This window comes from Anaerosporobacter mobilis DSM 15930 (assembly GCF_900142955.1).
In the GTDB taxonomy this organism is placed as follows: domain Bacteria; phylum Bacillota; class Clostridia; order Lachnospirales; family Lachnospiraceae; genus Anaerosporobacter; species Anaerosporobacter mobilis.
The window spans coordinates 186894-206318 of sequence record NZ_FRCP01000006.1 but is presented as its reverse complement, the minus strand read 5'-3'; the positions used below and the strand labels follow the sequence as shown (position 1 = coordinate 206318).

At 35.5% G+C, this 19425-nt stretch carries 15 protein-coding genes and 1 other annotated feature; of the genes, 14 read left to right on the top strand and 1 reads right to left on the bottom strand.

The window, feature by feature from the left end:
• Positions 1–179: 179 nt before the first annotated feature.
• The 10 genes from BUB90_RS03710 to BUB90_RS03665 all read left to right on the top strand — a co-directional run bounded on the left by BUB90_RS03710 (position 180) and on the right by BUB90_RS03665 (position 14944).
• Positions 180–2444 (top strand): heavy metal translocating P-type ATPase, encoded by a 2265-nt coding sequence (locus BUB90_RS03710; RefSeq protein WP_073283010.1) that lies wholly within the window; start codon positions 180–182, stop codon positions 2442–2444.
• Between the two features lie 12 nt (positions 2445–2456).
• A complete protein-coding gene (locus tag BUB90_RS03705; RefSeq protein WP_073283007.1) occupies positions 2457–2774 on the top strand; it encodes a metal-sensing transcriptional repressor in 318 nt (105 codons plus the stop codon).
• Positions 2775–3013: 239 nt separating this feature from the next.
• Positions 3014–3205, top strand: a complete 192-nt coding sequence (locus BUB90_RS03700; RefSeq protein WP_073283004.1) for a heavy-metal-associated domain-containing protein — start codon at positions 3014–3016, stop codon at positions 3203–3205.
• A gap of 237 nt (positions 3206–3442) precedes the next feature.
• Positions 3443–3669 (top strand) — a binding site (T-box leader).
• A 234-nt stretch (positions 3670–3903) separates the two neighbouring features.
• Positions 3904–5337: a proline--tRNA ligase gene (gene proS / locus BUB90_RS03695; RefSeq protein ID WP_073283001.1), complete on the top strand. Its 1434-nt coding sequence runs from the start codon at positions 3904–3906 to the stop codon at positions 5335–5337.
• Between the two features lie 1159 nt (positions 5338–6496).
• Entirely contained in the window at positions 6497–7897 is a 1401-nt protein-coding gene (locus BUB90_RS03690; protein WP_073282997.1) for a CCA tRNA nucleotidyltransferase, read from the top strand.
• A gap of 162 nt (positions 7898–8059) precedes the next feature.
• Positions 8060–9055, top strand: a complete 996-nt coding sequence (locus BUB90_RS03685) for a CotS family spore coat protein (protein ID WP_073282994.1) — start codon at positions 8060–8062, stop codon at positions 9053–9055.
• Positions 9056–9210: 155 nt separating this feature from the next.
• The gene (locus tag BUB90_RS03680; RefSeq protein WP_073282991.1) at positions 9211–10635 is read left to right on the top strand and encodes a PEGA domain-containing protein; all 1425 of its coding nucleotides are present in this window, start codon (positions 9211–9213) and stop codon (positions 10633–10635) included.
• Between the two features lie 211 nt (positions 10636–10846).
• Positions 10847–12580, top strand: coding sequence for a phospho-sugar mutase (locus BUB90_RS03675; RefSeq protein ID WP_073282988.1), 1734 nt, complete (start codon positions 10847–10849; stop codon positions 12578–12580).
• A gap of 257 nt (positions 12581–12837) precedes the next feature.
• Positions 12838–13284 (top strand): protease complex subunit PrcB family protein, encoded by a 447-nt coding sequence (locus tag BUB90_RS03670; protein ID WP_073282985.1) that lies wholly within the window; start codon positions 12838–12840, stop codon positions 13282–13284.
• A 91-nt stretch (positions 13285–13375) separates the two neighbouring features.
• On the top strand, positions 13376–14944 hold the full coding sequence (locus BUB90_RS03665; protein ID WP_073282982.1) for a DUF3794 and LysM peptidoglycan-binding domain-containing protein: 1569 nt from the start codon (positions 13376–13378) through the stop codon (positions 14942–14944).
• 59 nt (positions 14945–15003) lie between these two features.
• Here the strand turns inward: BUB90_RS03665 and BUB90_RS03660 are convergent, their stop codons facing one another.
• Positions 15004–15663 (bottom strand): hypothetical protein, encoded by a 660-nt coding sequence (locus BUB90_RS03660; protein WP_073282978.1) that lies wholly within the window; start codon positions 15661–15663, stop codon positions 15004–15006.
• A 206-nt stretch (positions 15664–15869) separates the two neighbouring features.
• On the opposite strand from BUB90_RS03660, the gene ispE reads away from it, so the two are divergent.
• The 4 genes from ispE to BUB90_RS03640 all read left to right on the top strand — a co-directional run bounded on the left by ispE (position 15870) and on the right by BUB90_RS03640 (position 19396).
• On the top strand, positions 15870–16745 hold the full coding sequence (gene ispE / locus BUB90_RS03655; protein ID WP_073282973.1) for a 4-(cytidine 5'-diphospho)-2-C-methyl-D-erythritol kinase: 876 nt from the start codon (positions 15870–15872) through the stop codon (positions 16743–16745).
• A gap of 6 nt (positions 16746–16751) precedes the next feature.
• Positions 16752–17432, top strand: a complete 681-nt coding sequence (locus BUB90_RS03650; RefSeq protein WP_073282970.1) for a GntR family transcriptional regulator — start codon at positions 16752–16754, stop codon at positions 17430–17432.
• A 76-nt stretch (positions 17433–17508) separates the two neighbouring features.
• Complete coding sequence (gene spoIIR, locus BUB90_RS03645) at positions 17509–18189, top strand: stage II sporulation protein R (protein WP_073282967.1); 681 nt, start codon at positions 17509–17511, stop codon at positions 18187–18189.
• Positions 18190–18334: 145 nt separating this feature from the next.
• A complete protein-coding gene (locus BUB90_RS03640; protein WP_073282964.1) occupies positions 18335–19396 on the top strand; it encodes a D-alanine--D-alanine ligase family protein in 1062 nt (353 codons plus the stop codon).
• Positions 19397–19425: the final 29 nt, after the last annotated feature.

Here is a 19425-nt window from a genome sequence, read left to right as displayed (position 1 = left end):
ATTATAATCGAATTATAAAGTATAGGAAATTTATACTATTGCAAGTAGTGAATATTTGAACTTTTGCATGTAATGAATATTTGTAGTTGACGAATGATAAAAATTGAGGTATTATGAATATACCCCCAAGGGGTATACAAAATAAAAGAAAGGATTTATGCAAAAGCATAGGTGACATTATGAGAGAGATAACACTTCAAGTTGATGGAATGACTTGTGCTGCTTGTAGTAGCGGTGTGGAACGTACCGTTAATAAACAGCAGGGTGTAGAGACGTGTGAGGTAAATCTGACAACAGGCAGAGCTCGTATTATATATGATGAAAACCAAGTATCAATTGATGCGATTAAGGAGAAAATCGTTAAAGCAGGTTTTCAACCCAAAGATATAGAAAACAACAGTGAGGAAAAGGCTTTTGAACAAGAAGAAGAGCAATTACATGTTGCGAAGAAACGTTTAATAGGTGCAATTATATTTGCAATACCGTTACTCTATCTTGCTATGGGACACATGGTGCCATTTGAATTATACGTTCCTGAGATGATTAGTATGGAAAGACCATTAAACTTTGCCATAGTGCAGTTAATACTTACAGTGCCTATTCTTTATCTTGGACGTAATTTCTATATAGTAGGTTTTCGTACTTTGGTTAAAGGTAATCCTAATATGGATTCACTTGTTGCCATTGGAACATCTAGTGCATTCCTATATAGTTTAGTTATGACATTTTTGCTACCAACAGATGAACATGCAGTACACAACCTATATTATGAATCTGCAGCTGTTGTAGTAACTTTAATTATGTTAGGTAAGTATATGGAAAAGAGAAGTCGTAGTAAGACTTCTGGAGCAATTAAGAAATTGTTAGAGTTGACTCCAGATACGGCTTGTCGAATCGTAAATGGTGTAGAAGAAATTATACCAGTTGAACAGTTAAGAGTAGATGATATTGTTGTAATTAAGCCAGGTAGCAAAGTACCTATGGATGGTATTGTTACATCTGGAAGTAGTAGTGTAGATGAGTCCATGTTAACAGGTGAAAGTATTCCAGTAGAAAAGCAAGAATCTAATGAAGTAATTGGTGGAAGTATCAATTATAATGGTGTATTGTATGTAAAGATTACAAGAACGGGTGAAGACACTACGTTATCTAAGATCATTAAATTAATAGAAGATGCGCAAGGTAAGAAAGCTCCTATTGCTAAGATTGCAGATAAAGTTGCAGGGTATTTTGTTCCAGTAGTTATTGCCATAGCGGTTGTAGCAGCTATCGTATGGTTAATTCTTGGGTATGAATTTGCATTTGTATTAAAGATTTTTGTATCTATATTAGTAATCGCTTGCCCATGTGCCTTAGGTCTTGCAACACCAACAGCAATTATGGTTGGAACAGGTCTTGGAGCAAGTAATGGAATATTAATTAAAAGTGGGGAAGCATTAGAGACAACACATAAAGTAAATGTAGTTGTACTAGACAAGACGGGAACGATTACGAACGGAAAACCACAGGTTACAGATATAATTAGTAATTCCTATAAATCAAATGAATTGTTGGCAATTGCTGCGCAAGTAGAAGCTGCTTCTGATCATCCATTAGGAAAAGCAATTGTACAAAGAGCGAATGAAATAAAACAGGAGAACCCACAGCTGCAATCATTTTTAGAATCAGAAAACTTTATCGTAAAGGATTTCCAGAATATAAGTGGTAAAGGTTTAGAAGCAAGTTTTGCCAATGATTCGAAGATTATTATTGGTAATGAAAGAATTCTAACAGACTACAGTGTTAAAGTTGGTGATTATAAGAAGGAAGCGGATCGTTTAGCAAATGAAGCGAAAACTCCGATGTTTGTAGCGATTGACGGAATCCTAGTTGGAATTATCGGTGTCGCTGATACGATTAAAGATACAAGTGTTGAAGCAATTAAGCAAATTAAAAAATTAGGTATTAAAGTGTATATGCTAACAGGTGATAATAAGTTAACAGCCGAGCATATAGGAAAACAAGTTAAGGTAGATAAGGTAGTTGCAGAAGTATTACCAGGTGATAAGGCAGACGTGGTTACGAACTTGCAAAAAGAAGGCAATGTTGTTATGATGGTAGGCGATGGAATTAATGATGCACCAGCGTTAGTTCAAGCAGATATTGGTGTCGCTATTGGTAGCGGTAGTGATGTTGCTATTGAATCTGGAGATATCGTATTAATGAAATCGGATTTACGAGATGTATATAAGTCTATTCGCCTAAGCAAACTAACAATACGTAATATTAAGCAAAACTTATTCTGGGCATTCTTCTACAACCTAATTGGTATTCCGATTGCTGCAGGTGTGTTCTATGGATTAAATGAGACTCTATTAAGTCCTATGTTTGCCGGTTTTGCGATGTCTTTAAGTTCTGTCTGTGTAGTTGGTAATGCACTTAGACTTAGAATGAATAAACTATAAAGGAGATATGGAATGGACGAAAGCTGTTCATGTAATAAAGAATGTAGTTGTTGTAAGACAAAGCACAGAGACGAAGTTGAATATAAAAATCTAATGAATCGGCTAAATCGAATTGAAGGACAGATTCGTGGAATTAAAGGTATGGTTGAAAAGGAATCATATTGTGTAGATATCCTTACGCAGGTAACAGCCATACAGGCAGCCCTCAATAGTTTTAATAAAGTATTATTAAGCAATCATATTAAAAGCTGTGTTGTAGATAATATTCGTGAAGGTAATGATGATGTTATAGATGAGTTATTATCTACCATACAAAAAGTAATGAAATAATGATAAATAGCGATTGCGAAACCCTTTTCCACGTTGACAACATATCTGTGTTTTAAGGCTGCCTACTACAATTTCCCTAAAATTGTGTTGCTTACACATACAATAAAAAGCATTGTATGTGACGTCGACACAATTCGGGAAATAGTAACGGCAGACATAAAACACATTGATATGTTTATCAACATTACAAAGAGTTTTGCAATCACCCATTAATAAAAGGTAATGAAAGGAAGATAAAGATGACAACATTAAAAGTAAAAGAAATGAGCTGTAACCATTGTGTAGGTAGAATTGGTAAGGTGTTAACCGATGCAGGGATTGCACATACCATTCAATTGGAAGATAAAACAGTAACCATTGAAGATTCTAGCAATGTAGCAAAAGCAATTGAAGAGATGGACGATATTGGATTTACAGCGGAAGAAGAATAATTAATATTGAAAAGAAGATACACCAGTAATATGCCTAGATACACTAAGGTTTTTACTGGTGTATTTTTTTGATACTCTTATATCAGGGAATAATACCATATAACCATATAAATTGTTACAGAAGCCGATATGGCTTGACAAATTAAAAAAACTCTTTTACAATCAAAGTTACACAAAGTCAATGAATTTCTTGACCAAGTCAATGAATTTCTTGACTAAGTCAATGAATTTCTTGACTTTAAGACCGTGAAGAGGAATAGTATATTGGAATGAATATCGCAGAGAGAGAAAGGGTTGGTGTGACTTTCTTATATTCTATCAATAGAACCTACCTTGGAGTTCCATATGAAAGTATGGCGTATTCGCTGCGTTAAAGAGTGTAAAAGAGAACAACAATGGTAATAGATAATTACCAGCGTGGTTGTTAATTAGGGTGGTACCGCCGAAGTCTTTCGGTCCCTTGTGGACTTAAGGGCTTTTTTCTTTGCCCGAAAAGCCACTATCTATGATATTATTTTCTGATCGGGCTGGTTAGGTAATATTGAGTTAGTGGATATTGGTTTGGCAAAGGAAAATATGTTAATAGTATAGACATAAGTCCTTGAGTAATGTTGCAGTAGTCTGGCAAGTTAAATAATTGTAGTGACTTAAACACCTAGTGTTAAGAATGCTATAAACACAAAAAAGGAGAAAGAAAAATGGCAAAAGAAAAGAAATTAGTGGAAGCAATTACTTCTATGGAAGTAGATTTTGCGCAATGGTATACGGATGTTGTTAAGAAAGCAGAACTGATTGATTATTCAAGTGTTCGTGGATGTATGATTTTACGTCCAGCAGGTTATGCAATCTGGGAGAATATCCAAAAACAATTAGATGCAAGCTTTAAAGAAACAGGCGTTGAGAATGTATATATGCCAATGTTTATTCCAGAAAGCTTATTACAAAAAGAAAAAGATCACGTAGAAGGTTTTGCACCTGAAGTTGCTTGGGTAACTCATGGTGGATTAGAACCATTACAAGAGAGATTGTGTGTAAGACCTACATCAGAAACTTTATTCTGTGATTTCTATGCAAACATCATTCAGTCATACCGTGACCTTCCTAAATTATATAACCAATGGTGTTCTGTAGTACGTTGGGAAAAAACAACAAGACCTTTCCTTCGTTCTCTTGAATTCTTGTGGCAGGAAGGCCATACAGCACATGCAACTGCAGAAGAAGCAGAAGAAAGAACAGTACAAATGCTTAATTTATATGCCGATTTCTGTGAGAATGTATTAGCAATTCCTATGGTTAAAGGTCGCAAAACAGATAAAGAAAAATTCGCTGGAGCAGAAGCTACTTATACAATTGAAGCCTTAATGCATGATGGTAAAGCACTTCAATCAGGTACTAGCCACAATTTTGGTGATGGTTTTGCTAAGGCATTCGGCATTCAATATACTGATAAAGAGAATAAATTACAATATGTACATCAAACTTCTTGGGGTATGACAACTCGTTTAATTGGAGCTGTAATCATGGTACATGGTGATGATAGTGGTCTTGTATTACCTCCAAGAATTGCACCAGTACAAGTTATGATTATACCAATTGCTCAACACAAAGAAGGCGTGTTAGAAAAAGCAGCAGAATTAAAAGAACAATTAAGCAGTTTCTCTGTTAAAGTTGATGATTCTGATAAGGGACCAGGTTGGAAGTTTAGTGAACAAGAGATGCGTGGTATTCCTATTCGTATTGAACTTGGACCAAAAGATATCGAAGCGAATCAAGCTGTTATCGTAAGAAGAGATACAAGAGAAAAAATTGTTGTATCATTAGACGAAATCCATAGCAAAGTAGCTGAAGTATTAGAAGCAATTCAAAACGACATGTTAGAACGTGCTAGAAATCATCGCGATGCTCATACCTATGAAGCTCATTCTATGGAAGAATTTACAGATACCGTTGCTAACAAACCAGGTTTTGTGAAAGCTATGTGGTGTGGTGAACAAGCTTGCGAAGACGAAATTAAAGAAAAGACAGGTGCTACATCACGTTGTATGCCTTTCCATCAAGAACACATTAGTGATACTTGTGTTTGCTGTGGTAAGAAAGCTAAATCATTAGTTTACTGGGGTAAAGCATACTAATTTCTGAGGCAAAACTGTTGAAGCGAAACTCATTTAGGTTTTCTACTAAGTTTCTTATCCTCCATACTATGATACGAAACACGCTACGCAACTAAGTTCGGTCTAAGTGTGCGGGAGGAGGATTAAAAAGGATACGGACACGCCTTCAACATGACGCCTGTCATGTTCAGGCTGGCTCGGCATCCGTGCCTCGCCGACCTAGGTTATTCACCACACACTAAGATGAACTATAGTTGCTTTGCTATCGTTTCTTAGTCATTGTATGAAGGATAAGAATCTTATGCTAGGTTTCTAAGAGTTTCGCTATGGAAGGTTGTTTAACCACTTGAGCATGTAATTTTCTGACACGAAACTCAATTAGATTTTCTAGTAAGCTTCTTATCCTGTATACTATGACACGAAACACGCTACGCACCTGAGTTCGATCTAAGTGTGTGGGAGAGTGAGTTTAAAAGGATACGGACACGCCTTCAACATGACATCCTGTCATGTTCAGGCTGGCTCGGCGTCCATGCCTCACCGACCTAGCTTATTAAGCACACACTAAGAAAAACAATATAGATGTTACGCTATTGTTTTTTAGTCATAGTGTAAAGGCTAATAAGCTGTGATTAGTTATCAAGAGTTTTGCATTGAAATGTAACGATGTACAAGTGCATATAGTTTTAAAAATAGTTAATATTTTGGGGACTATAAGCATAATGGGTAGTAATAATATTGAGGAAAGGAAGCGTGCAAACTGTCCTACTTACTAGCTGAAGGTGAAGCGATTTAAACTATGCCAAAAGTAAGCTTGTAGGCAGTAGAATGACTATATTTTAATAAGTAGATGATAAATGATTTTATTAACTGATTCAGGCGTCAAAAGCCCTCTAAAAAACTTGCCTTCACCAATTTGCACATTCACAGACCTAACTAATGTGATGCAGAACATAGTTTGGTGAGCAACTGTATGAAGTCGTTGGTAATTTGGCTCTGTATTTTGGAGCCTTACGTACCATTACGAACTTCAGCAGGGCGAGAGCGGGTTGCGAAGTAAACTATGGTTTGCATCACATATTGATATGTAAATTGTGCAAATTGATGAGACAAAAATTTAATTGGGTTTTGACACGCTAATCAATTATTAAAATATAGTTATGACATGCAAGGATAAGATATGGTAATTCAGATGCCAGATAAGGTGAAAGAGATTATTCAGACTCTTGTGGATCATGGTTATGAAGCATATGCGGTAGGCGGTTGTGTTCGTGATTGTATATTAGGGCGCACACCTGGAGATTGGGATATAACAACCTCTGCGAAGCCTGAGCAAGTAAAGCAGTTGTTTCGAAGAACCATTGATACAGGAATTGAGCATGGGACTGTAACGATCATGCTTGATAAAGATGGTTTTGAGGTAACAACGTATCGAATTGACGGAGAATATGAGGATAATCGCCATCCTAAGAATGTTGAATTTACCTCAAATTTAGTGGAAGATTTGAAACGTAGAGATTTTACCATTAACGCCATGGCGTATAATGATAAGGAAGGAATCGTAGATGAATTCCGTGGCTTAGAGGATATTGAACGTAAGATAATTCGTTGTGTTGGTAATCCAGATGAACGTTTCGATGAGGATGCACTACGGATATTACGGGCGATTCGGTTTGCTGCCCAACTTGATTTCGCTATTGATTCAGAGACAGAAGCAGCTATTGAGAAGAAGACAGGCTTCTTGAGCAATATAAGCGCGGAGCGAATCCGCGTTGAATTAGAGAAACTTTTGATGTCAAAGCATCCCGAAAAGTTAATTCATGCTTACAGGCTTGGTATAACAGAAATCGTACTGCCTGAGTTTGATAAAATGATGGATACCCCACAGAATATGCCATCTCATATCTATGGTGTTGGAGACCATTCAATTGCAGCAGTACAAGCAGTACAAAAATTGTTTGTGAACATTCCTTATGTAGAAGATGCGAAGGAGCAAATCATATTTAGTTTGGACCATAAACTACAAGCCATCCTTTGTTTTACCATGTTACTTCACGATTGCGGAAAACCAAGTAAAAGACAGACGGATGAAGAAGGTAACGATCATTTCTATGGTCATGCACAGGAGAGTGCAGTTCTAGCAAAGAAGGTACTTCGTAGGCTCAAGTATGATAACTATACGATTGATACGGTTACTTCACTGATTCAATATCATGATTATCCACTAACAACAGATAAGACGGGGCTTCGTAGAGCAGCGAACAAGATAGGGGTAGACTTGATGGAATTACTGTTTCTAGTAAAAGAAGCAGATGCTTTGGCACATGCAAAGGACGCTTGTGAGTCACGTCTACAATCTTTATATCAAGCAAAAGAAGTTTACCAAGAAATCTGCAAAGCTAATGATTGCCTGCAATTAAAGGATTTAGCTGTTACAGGGAAAGACTTAATCGAGGCAGGATTCGAACAAGGTAAGTTATTAGGTGTAATATTAAATCAGTTATTGCAACATGTTCTTGAAAACCCACAAGATAATAAAAAGGAACTCTTGCTTGATATTGCCAAGGGTTTAACTAACTAGAAAATCCTGCGATTATAGTCGCAGGATTTTCTGGTTAATCATGTCTAAAATCTTTCGGATTTATTTCAAATTCAACTTCTAGAATAATCATTTGGTTCATAAGATTAACAAGAAAGACATCCACTAGCGGATGTTTTAGTTAAGTGGTTAGGAGGGCTAAATGTGGAGGATAGACATGAGGAGATCTGGAAGCAATATAATATGGCAATCCGTAATGTATATCGTGTAAGGGGTGCATATATATTAGAAACCGACCAAGGTTTGAAATTATATAGGAACTATGAAGGTTCAGAGAATAAAGTAGAATTTGAACAATCAGTCAAGGAGCATCTATACAAAGCAGGATATTCAAAAGTTGATTTATATCTAAGAAATCAAAATGGGGAGCTTATTACAGCTGATTCAATGGGAACGAAGTACATAATTAAGAGTTGGTTTAACGGAGAAGAATGTAATCTTCGCGAAGAGAGTGACATTGTAGAAGCTTCTAGAAACCTAGCCAACTTACATAATTATATGCAAAGTGTTGAAACAGGATTAACAGATCAGAATGCTAAGTATATCAGTAATTTGGGGACACAGTTTGACAAGCATAATAGAGAACTTAAAAGAGTGAGAGGTTATATTCGTGATAAGAAGCAGAAGAATGAATTTGAAGTCTGCTTTCTTAATGTATATAACCAATTTTATGAGCAGGGGTTACTTTCTTTAGAGATTCTGAAAGAGTCCAATTATGAAAATCTACTGGAGCAATGTGTTGCGAACAATACGATGTGCCATGGTAATTATATTTATCATAATATACTAATGTTACCGGGCGGTATTGCCACGACTAATTTTGATAAGGTATGCATTGGCGTTCAGATGTTTGATTTATATTGTTTCATTCGCAAGGTTATGGAGAAGAACAATTGGAATGTTGAATACGGTAATTTGATTATTGAAGAGTATGATAAGATAAGAACAATATCTAAGGAAGAATTAAAGATATTGTATGTATTGTTGTTATATCCAGAGAAATTCTGGAAGGTAACTAATTTTTATTATAATGCACGTAAGTCGTGGGTTCCAAGACGCAACATACAAAAGTTAATAAGCTTATCAGAGCAGATGAATGATAAAGATGCATTTTTAATGCAATTAGAAAAGTTAATATAAACATTTTTAAAGCTATCGTATATTGTGGGTGGGTAACAATATGCAATAGCTTTTTTTGTAATATAGAACACTTTTACTATGTCAATATATTAAATATTAGGTTTACATAAGGAAAATAATGATTTATTATGTAAGATAGATTGGAGGTGTGTGCCTTGAAACATGACAAACAAGGTAATGATTATGATAAATATAGAAAGTACATACCGTTTGTTATTCTAATAGCTATGGTGGCCTTAGTAGTTTCTGTTATCACTGGCGAAGCTGATACGAATGGAGGGCATAAAACACAGATAAATACGGTTACAGCACCGGGATTATCACCGCAAGAACCGGTTACATATGATAGGCAGATACTTGGAGTAGTCAAATCCATCGATACGGATAAAAAGAGTATTACATTATATAACATAGCTGAAAACGATGAGTTGGTATTATATTACGATGGAGCAACGAGTGTTAAAGATAAATACGACCAAGAAATTACTATGTCACAACTGACAGTGGGTGAGATGGTAGATGCCTATTACTTACTTAATAATAATATAGTAGAGATTACTATGTCAAAGGATGCATGGGAATACAAAAAGGTTAGTAATTTAGTTATTAACAACGATAAGAAGATGCTTAGTATTTCATCAAGAAATTATCAGTTTACAGAAAATCTTATTATCGCAAGTGAAAACGAATTAATTAATCTTATTGATTTAAGTGATAAGGACGAGCTGACACTTAAAGGGGTTGGTAGTAAAGTATATTCCATTATGGTAACGAAAGGGCATGGTTATGTTAGATTCTCTAATTACGAAGACTTTATAGGTGGAAACCTAGAGATTGGTAATGATAATATGATAGCCATATCTAAGGATATGCTCGTGGTAGTTAGAGAAGGTGACTACAAACTTACCATGGAGAACGCTGGCTTAACTGGGAGTAAGTTAATTCGTGTACTAAGAGATCAGGAACTCTTAGTGGATATGGGTGAGTTTAGAAAAGAAGCTCCACGAGTAGGAAAAGTAGAATTTACAGTACTTCCAAATGGTGCAGACTTATATGTTGATGGTAAAGAAGTGGATTACTCTGAACCATTTGAACTAAAATATGGAGAACATACGGTTACCGTTTCCCTAAGTGGATATGAGGACTATACAGGTACAATTACAATAGATGAATCAAGTATGCAATTCTTTATAACATTAGCGGAACCTACAGTTACGGAGGAAGAATCGGATTCCGATGACTCATCAAGCACAAACAGTAATAACAATAATAGTTCTAATACTAATTCGTCAAATTCATCTAATAATGATGCGAGTTTAGAAGAGGAAGTTAATAATGCAGATACAAGTAAAAATTCTGTAGATTCAGATCATAAGATCTATGTGCAAACGCCAATAGGTGCTTCTGTTTACTGGAATGGACAACTTATGGGTACTGCACCAGTTAATTTTACAAAGCAAGTAGGAAGCTACACAATTTCACTAGCTGCAGATGGATATGAAACCGTAAGTTATCCTGTGATTATTGCAGATGACGGGGATGATATTTATTTGAATTTCCCAAATCTAACACAGAAGTAGTTTGAAAAATACAGATTTACGTCTAGAAAACTGTGGGTAAACATGATATAATCAAAACGGTTCGAAAATTTTACGAAAATACGGAGAAAATGTCATTAAATAAAATATATACTTGTTGATACTGACGATACTCACGCCACTATACCATCGTTAGTTACTAGCAGGTTGCATAACGAATTATGAGGTTTTCATAAATTATAGGAGGATGGATATGGACTACAAGAAGTTATATGAAGAATGGTTAAACAACCCTTACTTTGATGCAAAGACAAAAGAAGAGTTACTTTCAATCAAAGAGGATGAGAAAGAAATTAAGGAAAGATTCTATACGGAGCTAGAATTCGGTACTGCAGGTTTAAGAGGTATTATTGGTGCAGGTACAAACCGAATGAATATGTATACAGTACGTAAAGCAACACAGGGGTTGGCAAATTACATAATCAAAGCTGGCTTCGCTAATAAGGGTGTGGCAATTGCATACGATTCAAGACGTATGTCACCAGAATTCGCAGATGAGGCTGCACTTTGCTTATGTGCAAATGGAATTAAAGCATATGTTTTCGAATCACTAAGACCTACGCCTGAATTATCCTTTGCAGTTAGAAAATTAAACTGTATTGCAGGTATTAACATCACAGCAAGTCATAATCCACCAGAATATAATGGCTATAAAGTATATTGGGAAGATGGCGCACAAATTACACCTCCACATGATAACGGTATTATGGATGAAGTTAAAGCGGTAACTGATTACAATACTGTAAAAACTATGGATAAGAATGATGCAAAGGAAGCAGGATTATATGAAGTAATCGGTGCGGAGATTGATGATGCTTATATTGCGGAATTAAAGAAACAAGTTATTCACGAAGATTGTATTAAACAAGTAGCAGATCAAATCAAAATCGTATATACACCTTTACATGGAACAGGTAACATTCCTGCAAGACGTGTATTAAAAGAAATTGGTTTTGATAACGTATATGTAGTACCAGAACAAGAGTTACCAGACGGAGAATTTCCAACAGTAAGCTATCCAAACCCAGAAGCGGAAGAAGCATTTACCTTAGCATTAAAGCTTGCGAAAGAAAAAGATGCTGATCTTGTGCTTGCAACAGATCCAGATGCAGACCGTTTAGGTGTATATGTGAAGGATACAAAATCAGGTGAGTACATTCCTATGACAGGTAATATGTCAGGCTGTTTACTTGCTGATTATGAAATCAGTCAAAGAAAAGAGAAAGATGGTTCGCTTCCAGCTGATGGTGCACTAATCAAGACGATTGTAACTTCCAACATGGCAGATGCAATTGCAAAATACTATGGTATTAATTTAATTGAAGTATTAACCGGCTTCAAATTCATCGGACAACAAATTCTTGGATTTGAAAACAACAATAACGGAACTTATTTATTTGGTTTCGAAGAAAGCTATGGTTGTCTAATTGGAACACATGCAAGAGATAAAGATGCGATTGTAGCAACAATGGCACTTTGTGAAGCAGCAGCATACTACAAGACAAAAGGTATGACACTTTGGGATGCCTTAGTTGAATTATATGACCGTTATGGTTACTATAAAGATGACGTGCAAGCTGTAACTATGAAGGGAATCGAAGGTTTAGAGAAGATTCAGCAAATAATGAATACATTAAGAACAAATCCACCTACACAAGTTGGTGAATATAAAGTATTATCAGCAAGAGATTACAAACTTGATACGATTAGAGATTTAACTACAGGAGAAGTAAAACCAACAGGACTTCCTTCTTCAAACGTATTATATTATGACTTAAGTGACAACGCTTGGCTTTGTGTAAGACCATCTGGTACGGAACCAAAAGTTAAGTTCTACTATGGTATTGTTGGCACATCATTAGAGGATGCCAATGCAAAATCAGCAGCACTTGGTAAAGAAGTATTAGCGATGATTGATCGCATGTAATAAGTACGCTACATCGAGGAAAACGGTATGTTCTTCGAGATTGGCTCAGAACAGTCATTAAAATATTTTACTATAAATTAAAGACATTCTTTAGGTTATATGTGGATGCACTCACGGATAGGTTCGTGAGTGAATCTACGTAAATCATTAAAGAGTGTCTTTTTTTAGTACAGAGTTTCAATACAGAGCAAAAATTATACATGTTTTTGATAAACCATACATAAGATATAATAACTGATAAACCTAGGAGATAATTTATGAGGACATGGTTGAAAGGAAACCAGTGCCAAGGTATATTGATGAAAAGACTAAGTTTACTTTTGATATGCCTAATTACGATTATATTAACAGGTTGTAAATCTGAGAAAGCGGATGTTAAGAAGATTAAAGATCTGGAATTTACAGTAGTGGAAGATGCTGACGTGCCAGAAGAATTGATGTCATTGATCACTGAGAAGAAAGCAGAAGCATTTAAGATGACGTTCAAGAGTGAAGATTATCTCTATATAATTGTTGGATATGGAGCAAAACCAACAGGAGGATATAGTATTGCAGTGAATGAAGTATTCCTAACTAGTAATGCAATTTACTTTGATACAGACTTAATTGGTCCAGAAGAAGCAGAATCAGTATCAGAGGTAGTAACCCATCCCTATATAGTAGTTAAGACTGAGAAAATAGATAAGAGAGTAGTATTCAAATAACAAAGGTTAATTCCAAATTACATAAGTTAATAGGTCATATTATAAATGTTGATAACATATGTTAGTGATAGAAGACAAGGAGGGATTTTTTGTGGAGCTACTAAAAAAGAATATCCATATGAATAAATTAAAATGTAAAAGCAGTGTACAGTTAACACTCGATGATGATTTTAATGTTCCGGATGTAAAACCAGATATTTCAAGCATGATTAAAGAGCAAGGCAATATAATAATTTATGAAATTAAACCCATGAATGGTAAGCTAATGGTTAAAGGTGCCCTACAGTTCAATATTCTCTATATTAGTGAAGAGGATACAAGACCAGTCCATCATCTTTCGGGAGAGATACCATTTGAAGAAAGTATCAATATGGATGAGGCTTGTGCAGAAGATAATATCATCGTGAAATGGGAATTAGAAGATTTGAATACAGGTCTTATTAATTCTAGAAAAGTAAGCGTTAAGGCAATCGTATCCTTCGTATTCGCAGCAGAAGATGTGTACGATGAGGAAACCGCAATCGCTGTTGAAGGTGATAGCAATCTACAGAGTAAAACGAAACAGATGAACATAACGCAAATTGCAGTAAATAAAAAAGATACATTCCGCATCAAGGATGAGATTTCAATCCCATCGAATAAGCCAAATATATTCGAAATCTTATATAGTGAAGTTGATCTAAGAAACACAGACATTCGCATGCAAGATGAAAAGATTAGTTTAAAAGGTGAGTTGATGTTATTCGTTCTATATGCTTCTGAGGACGAGGAACACCCAATCCAATACATAGAAACAGATGTGCCATTCAGTGGTAGTATCGATTGCAATGGTTGCTTAGAGGAGATGATACCTGATATTGATATTACCATCAGTAGTAAGGATATCGAAGTTAAACCAGATGCAGATGGAGAAGAAAGAGTCATAGATCTTGAAGTGGTGCTTAATCTAGATATTAAGGCTTACGAAGAAGACGAACTTGAGATATTATGTGATGTCTATTCAACTGCCAAAGATGTAGTGCCTACCTTCAAAGATGCTTTCTATGAGAACCTCCTTGTTAAGAATAACAGCAAAGCTAGAATAACAGATCGCATTAAGAAGTCAGATGTACAGCCAGGTATTATGCAAATCTGCAATGCTTACGGTAGTGTGAAGGTGGATGAGATGCAAGTCGTAGATGGAGGAATTGAAGTAGATGGTGTGATTGAAGTTCAAGTTATGTATATTTCTGATGAGGACCGCAAACCACTAAGCTCTATCAAGGGGATGATTCCATTTACACAAACCATCGAAGTAAAACAAATGGGTAACAACAGTTACTTTGATGTGAAACCGAATCTTGAGTCAATCAGTGTTATTCTTCTTGATAGTGATGAGGTTGAAGTGAAAGCTGGTGTTAATTTAGCTACAATTGTCTTTGATCGTATTGCAGAACCTATCATTACTGAGGTAGCAGAGCATGATATTGACTTTGCTAAGCTACAGGAGATGCCAAGCGTAGTTGGATATATTGCTAAGGCCAATGATTCCTTATGGTCAATTGCTAAGAAATACTATACTACAGTTGATACAATTAAAGAAATCAATCAATTAGAGCAAGAGAGTATCAAAGTAGGAGATAAGATTTTGATTGTGAAGGCGGTAGACGCTATTTTATAGTAAGACATAACAAAGGCTTTTAGAGGAGGTTAATCAACCTATCTAAAAGCCTTTGTTCTTTACTTAATTGTAGATTGTGAAGCTTGATTTAATACTTCTGATGAAGTCTGAGATTCCATAGAGGAGCCTTCACTACCGTTCTTCCACTTGTTCAATTTATCAATTGTTGCATCGTATGTGCGTTGACTGATATCAGGAAGTTTATCTCCCCATGCCTTAGTGGCATCCTTAAATCCTTTGATAAATGCGGTGATCATCTCATCTGCTTTATTAGGATCTCCACCAGATAATGCTTTGGCGAAGGAGACAATTCTATCTGAGGTTTGTTCAACTCCCCAGTACCCGTCCTCTGAAACATCTTTCTTAGCTTGTGCAGCTGTCTTTGCATCTACTTCAAGATTACCTTCACGTAATAGCTTATACATATCTTCATCACTTGCGATAGTATAGCTACTACCTTGTTTTAACAATAATTTTTCTACAAGTGAGCGTAGCTGCATGGTACGTCTCTCAGCATCAGCTTTGAGTTTTGAAACCATTTCAGTGTCAGTAGTGTAGGTTTTTTGTTGGCCTGATGTAGATTTTTCATATACAGCACCAGAGTTATTGTTTTGGCTGGTTTTATTGTCGTTTGTTTTTTTGTTTGCAGTTGCCGTTGAAGAGGTAGAAGCAGATGCAGCAGTATAAGTTTGTGATGATGTAATTCCATTTACACTCATGTTAGATTCCTCCTTGAATAAATATTTTTCATTTTGAAAAGCTAATTAATAGTTATATAATATTAATATCGGCATAAATTTCTATTATTTGAGGGGAATTTGATGGAGCTTGCAATTTTATATACTGATGTGTATAATGTTATGTATACAAGATACAAGTGTGAGATAAGTGTGAATAAAGTGAACTAAACTGCTGAGGAGTAGAAATGAATACGATAATGTTAAAGGCTTATGCTAAGATAAATTTGGGTCTTGATGTCCTTGGAAAACGAGAGGATGGCTACCATGAAGTACGTATGATTATGCAGACTATTCGCTTGTATGACAAGCTTAATATGAAGAAATTAAACAAAGATGAAATTATTATCAAGACGAATCTTTCTTATCTGCCAACCAATGAGAATAATTTAGTGTATCGCGCAATCCAAATGCTTAAAGAAGAATTTAATATAAAACAGGGAATCTATGTAGAACTGCAAAAGCATATTCCTGTAGCAGCAGGGTTAGCTGGAGGTAGTTCAGATGCAGCAGCAGCTCTTACGGGCATGAATCGATTATTCCAACTTAAATTAACTACTACGGACTTGATGCAACGTGCAGTGAAGTTGGGGGCGGATATACCATATTGTATACTTGGAGGAACTGCGTTATCAGAAGGAATCGGAGAGGTACTTACGCCATTGGCTCCTATGCCAAAAGCCTATGTTCTAATAGCAAAGCCACCAATTAACGTATCAACGAAGTATGTTTATGAGAATCTAATACTTGATGAACGGACGAATCATCCGGATATTGATGGAATTATGGAAGCAATTAATTCAAAGGATTTATGTGGAGTTACGAATCGGTTAAGTAACGTTTTAGAAAGTGTCACAATAGATAAATATCCGGTAATACAGGAAATTAAAGATACAATGATCGAATTTGGTGCAATGAATGCACTTATGAGTGGAAGTGGACCGACTGTGTTTGGTATTTTTGAGGATTTGAATTTAGCAAAGAAAGCATTTTATCAGTTAAAGATACAGGGAAAAGCGAAACAGATTTATTTGACGGATATATTCAATAGAAAAAGGGGGTAAATCCAGATGAATGATTTAAAAGTCACGATGAATGAATATCTACCACTAAGAGATGTGGTATTTAATACATTAAGACAAGCTATATTAAAAGGTGAATTAGAACCGGGTGAGAGATTAATGGAGATTCAACTTGCGGATCGTCTTGGGGTTAGTAGAACACCAATTCGTGAGGCAATCCGTAAGCTTGAGTTAGAAGGGCTTGTAATTATGGTACCTAGAAAGGGTGCAGAAGTTGCAAGAATTACTGAAAAGGACCTAAACGATGTACTTGAGGTGCGTTGTGCGCTTGAAGAACTTGCAGTTGAACTTGCTTGTAAGAAAATAACGAAAGCGCAAGCTGATGAATTAGAAGCAACATTAGCGACATTTAAAGTAGCGATTCATGGAAAGAATCTAACAGAGATGGCTGAGATGGATGAAAAATTCCATATGGTGATTTATGAAGCAACAGGGAATACTAGGTTGATTCAAACATTGAATAATCTACGTGAACAGATGTATCGTTATCGTGTGGAATATCTTAAGGATAAAGACGTATATGGTAAACTAGTGGTAGAACATGAATCAATAGCAAAGAATATACTAGAATCAAATATAGAATTGGCAAAGAATAATGTGAAAGATCATATCTACAATCAAGCGATGACAATCGGTAAAATTATAAGTGCTTCTAATCAACTTTCATAGATAAAAATGGTAAAATATGTATATTGGTTTTCTAGAAGGTAATACTCTGACTATAGAAATTTATTGGAGGAGTATTATGAGTAGAAAACAAAAACAAAAAAATCAAAAACAGGAACATACATGGAAAAGATATGCGCTACTAATTATCTTGTGCTATTTAGTATTCGTTGTGATCGATTTCTCAATACATACAACGAGTGCCAAGGAGATTACAGAAGGAATCTCAGAAAAGATTATTCGATTACATGTATTAGCCAATAGTGATGATGAGGCTGATCAGAAATTGAAGTTGAAAGTTAAAGATGAAGTGGTGAAGAAGTTTAGTACTACATTCGCAAGTGCAAAGAATAAAGTTGATGCAGAAAAATTAATAGAAGAGAAATTGAATGACATACGTAAAGTAGCATTGGAGGTCATTGAGAAAGAAGGATATGATTACGATGTACATGTGTATCTTGCAGATTGTATGTTTCCTACCAAAGTATATAAGGATTTAACATTCCCAGCAGGGATGTATGAAGCGTTACGTATTGACATTGGAGCGGCAGAAGGAAAGAATTGGTGGTGTGTGATGTATCCGCCACTTTGTTTTGTAGACCAGACATATTCGGTTGTCCCAGATAACTCTAAGAAACAGCTTGAAGATTTGTTAACTACAAGAGAATATGAATCCTTGTATACTGACCAATCAACGAAAATTTCGTATCGTTTTAAAATAGTAGAAATAATCGAAGATATTTTTAATATAAACAAGTAGAAACACTATATATCTGTAATAAGATAGTGTATAATACTAGTTGTAGTAGTTTGTTGTGAAAAGGTTCGTGATCTACTAGATTTTATATGGGAATTTGACAACGGGTATTTTAAGTTTAGAAAAGAAAAGAGAAGGGATAAGGCATATGAGTAAGAAAAGCATAGCAGTAATTTTTGGCGGAAAATCCTCAGAACATGAAGTATCTTGTGTATCGGCAGTAACAGTCATTGAAAATATTGATACAGATGCCTATAATCTTGTATTGATAGGTATAACAAAAGAAGGTAAATGGTTAAGAGTTGATTCTACTAAGCAGATAACATCTGGTGAATGGTATAACAGTAAAGATAATGCAGTATTATCTCCAGATGCTTCACATAAAGGTATCCTAGTTATTAAAGATAATAAAGTAGAGAGAATAGCTATTGATGTTGTATTCCCAGTTTTACACGGTCTTAATGGGGAAGATGGTACGATACAAGGTTTACTTGAATTATCAGGTATTCCATATGTAGGTTGCGGCGTCTTAGCATCTAGTATTTCTATGGATAAATTATATACGAAAATAGTTGTTGATACATTGAATATTCGTCAGGCGGAATATGTTGCAGTATTAAAGAGTGACATGAAGAATATTGATAAGGTAATAGCAAATGTTGAAGAGAAACTTAAGTATCCTGTGTTTGTAAAACCTTCTAATGCAGGTTCTTCACAGGGAGTGTCAAAGGCACATGACCGTGACGAGTTAGTTACTGGTTTACAAGAAGCAATAAAACATGATCGTAAAGTATTAGTAGAGAAAACAATCATTGGTAGAGAAATAGAATGTGCGATTCTTGGTGGTAGTGAACCAAAAGCTTCTGGTGTAGGAGAGATTCTTGCAGCAGCAGACTTCTATGATTATGAAGCCAAATATCATAATGCGGAATCCAAAACAATAATTTCACCTGAAATCCCAAAAGATGTAGAAGAAAAGATACGTGAATCAGCAGTTCGCATATTCAAGGCAGTTGATGGATATGGATTATCTAGAGTCGATTTCTTCGTTGAAAAAGATACGAATGATGTTGTGTTCAATGAGATTAATACCTTACCAGGCTTTACTGGAATTAGTATGTATCCAATGTTATGGGAAGCAAGAGGTATTAGTAAGAAAACATTAATTGAGAAAATGATTCAATCTGCTTATTCGAGAAAAGGAGACTAGTGTGAAAGATAAATCTTTCATACGCAAAT

Bases quoted from the DNA above. Each gene is read 5' to 3' on its own strand.
- BUB90_RS03675 (WP_073282988.1), top strand. From the start codon at position 10,847: ATGGACTACAAGAAGTTATATGAAGAATGGTTAAACAACCCTTACTTT.
- BUB90_RS03660 (WP_073282978.1), bottom strand. From the start codon at position 15,663: ATGAGTGTAAATGGAATTACATCATCACAAACTTATACTGCTGCATCT.
- BUB90_RS03690 (WP_073282997.1), top strand. From the start codon at position 6,497: ATGGTAATTCAGATGCCAGATAAGGTGAAAGAGATTATTCAGACTCTT.
- spoIIR (WP_073282967.1), top strand. From the start codon at position 17,509: ATGAGTAGAAAACAAAAACAAAAAAATCAAAAACAGGAACATACATGG.
- proS (WP_073283001.1), top strand. From the start codon at position 3,904: ATGGCAAAAGAAAAGAAATTAGTGGAAGCAATTACTTCTATGGAAGTA.
- BUB90_RS03700 (WP_073283004.1), top strand. From the start codon at position 3,014: ATGACAACATTAAAAGTAAAAGAAATGAGCTGTAACCATTGTGTAGGT.
- BUB90_RS03650 (WP_073282970.1), top strand. From the start codon at position 16,752: ATGAATGATTTAAAAGTCACGATGAATGAATATCTACCACTAAGAGAT.
- BUB90_RS03710 (WP_073283010.1), top strand. From the start codon at position 180: ATGAGAGAGATAACACTTCAAGTTGATGGAATGACTTGTGCTGCTTGT.
- BUB90_RS03640 (WP_073282964.1), top strand. From the start codon at position 18,335: ATGAGTAAGAAAAGCATAGCAGTAATTTTTGGCGGAAAATCCTCAGAA.
- BUB90_RS03670 (WP_073282985.1), top strand. From the start codon at position 12,838: ATGAGGACATGGTTGAAAGGAAACCAGTGCCAAGGTATATTGATGAAA.
- ispE (WP_073282973.1), top strand. From the start codon at position 15,870: ATGAATACGATAATGTTAAAGGCTTATGCTAAGATAAATTTGGGTCTT.
- BUB90_RS03705 (WP_073283007.1), top strand. From the start codon at position 2,457: ATGGACGAAAGCTGTTCATGTAATAAAGAATGTAGTTGTTGTAAGACA.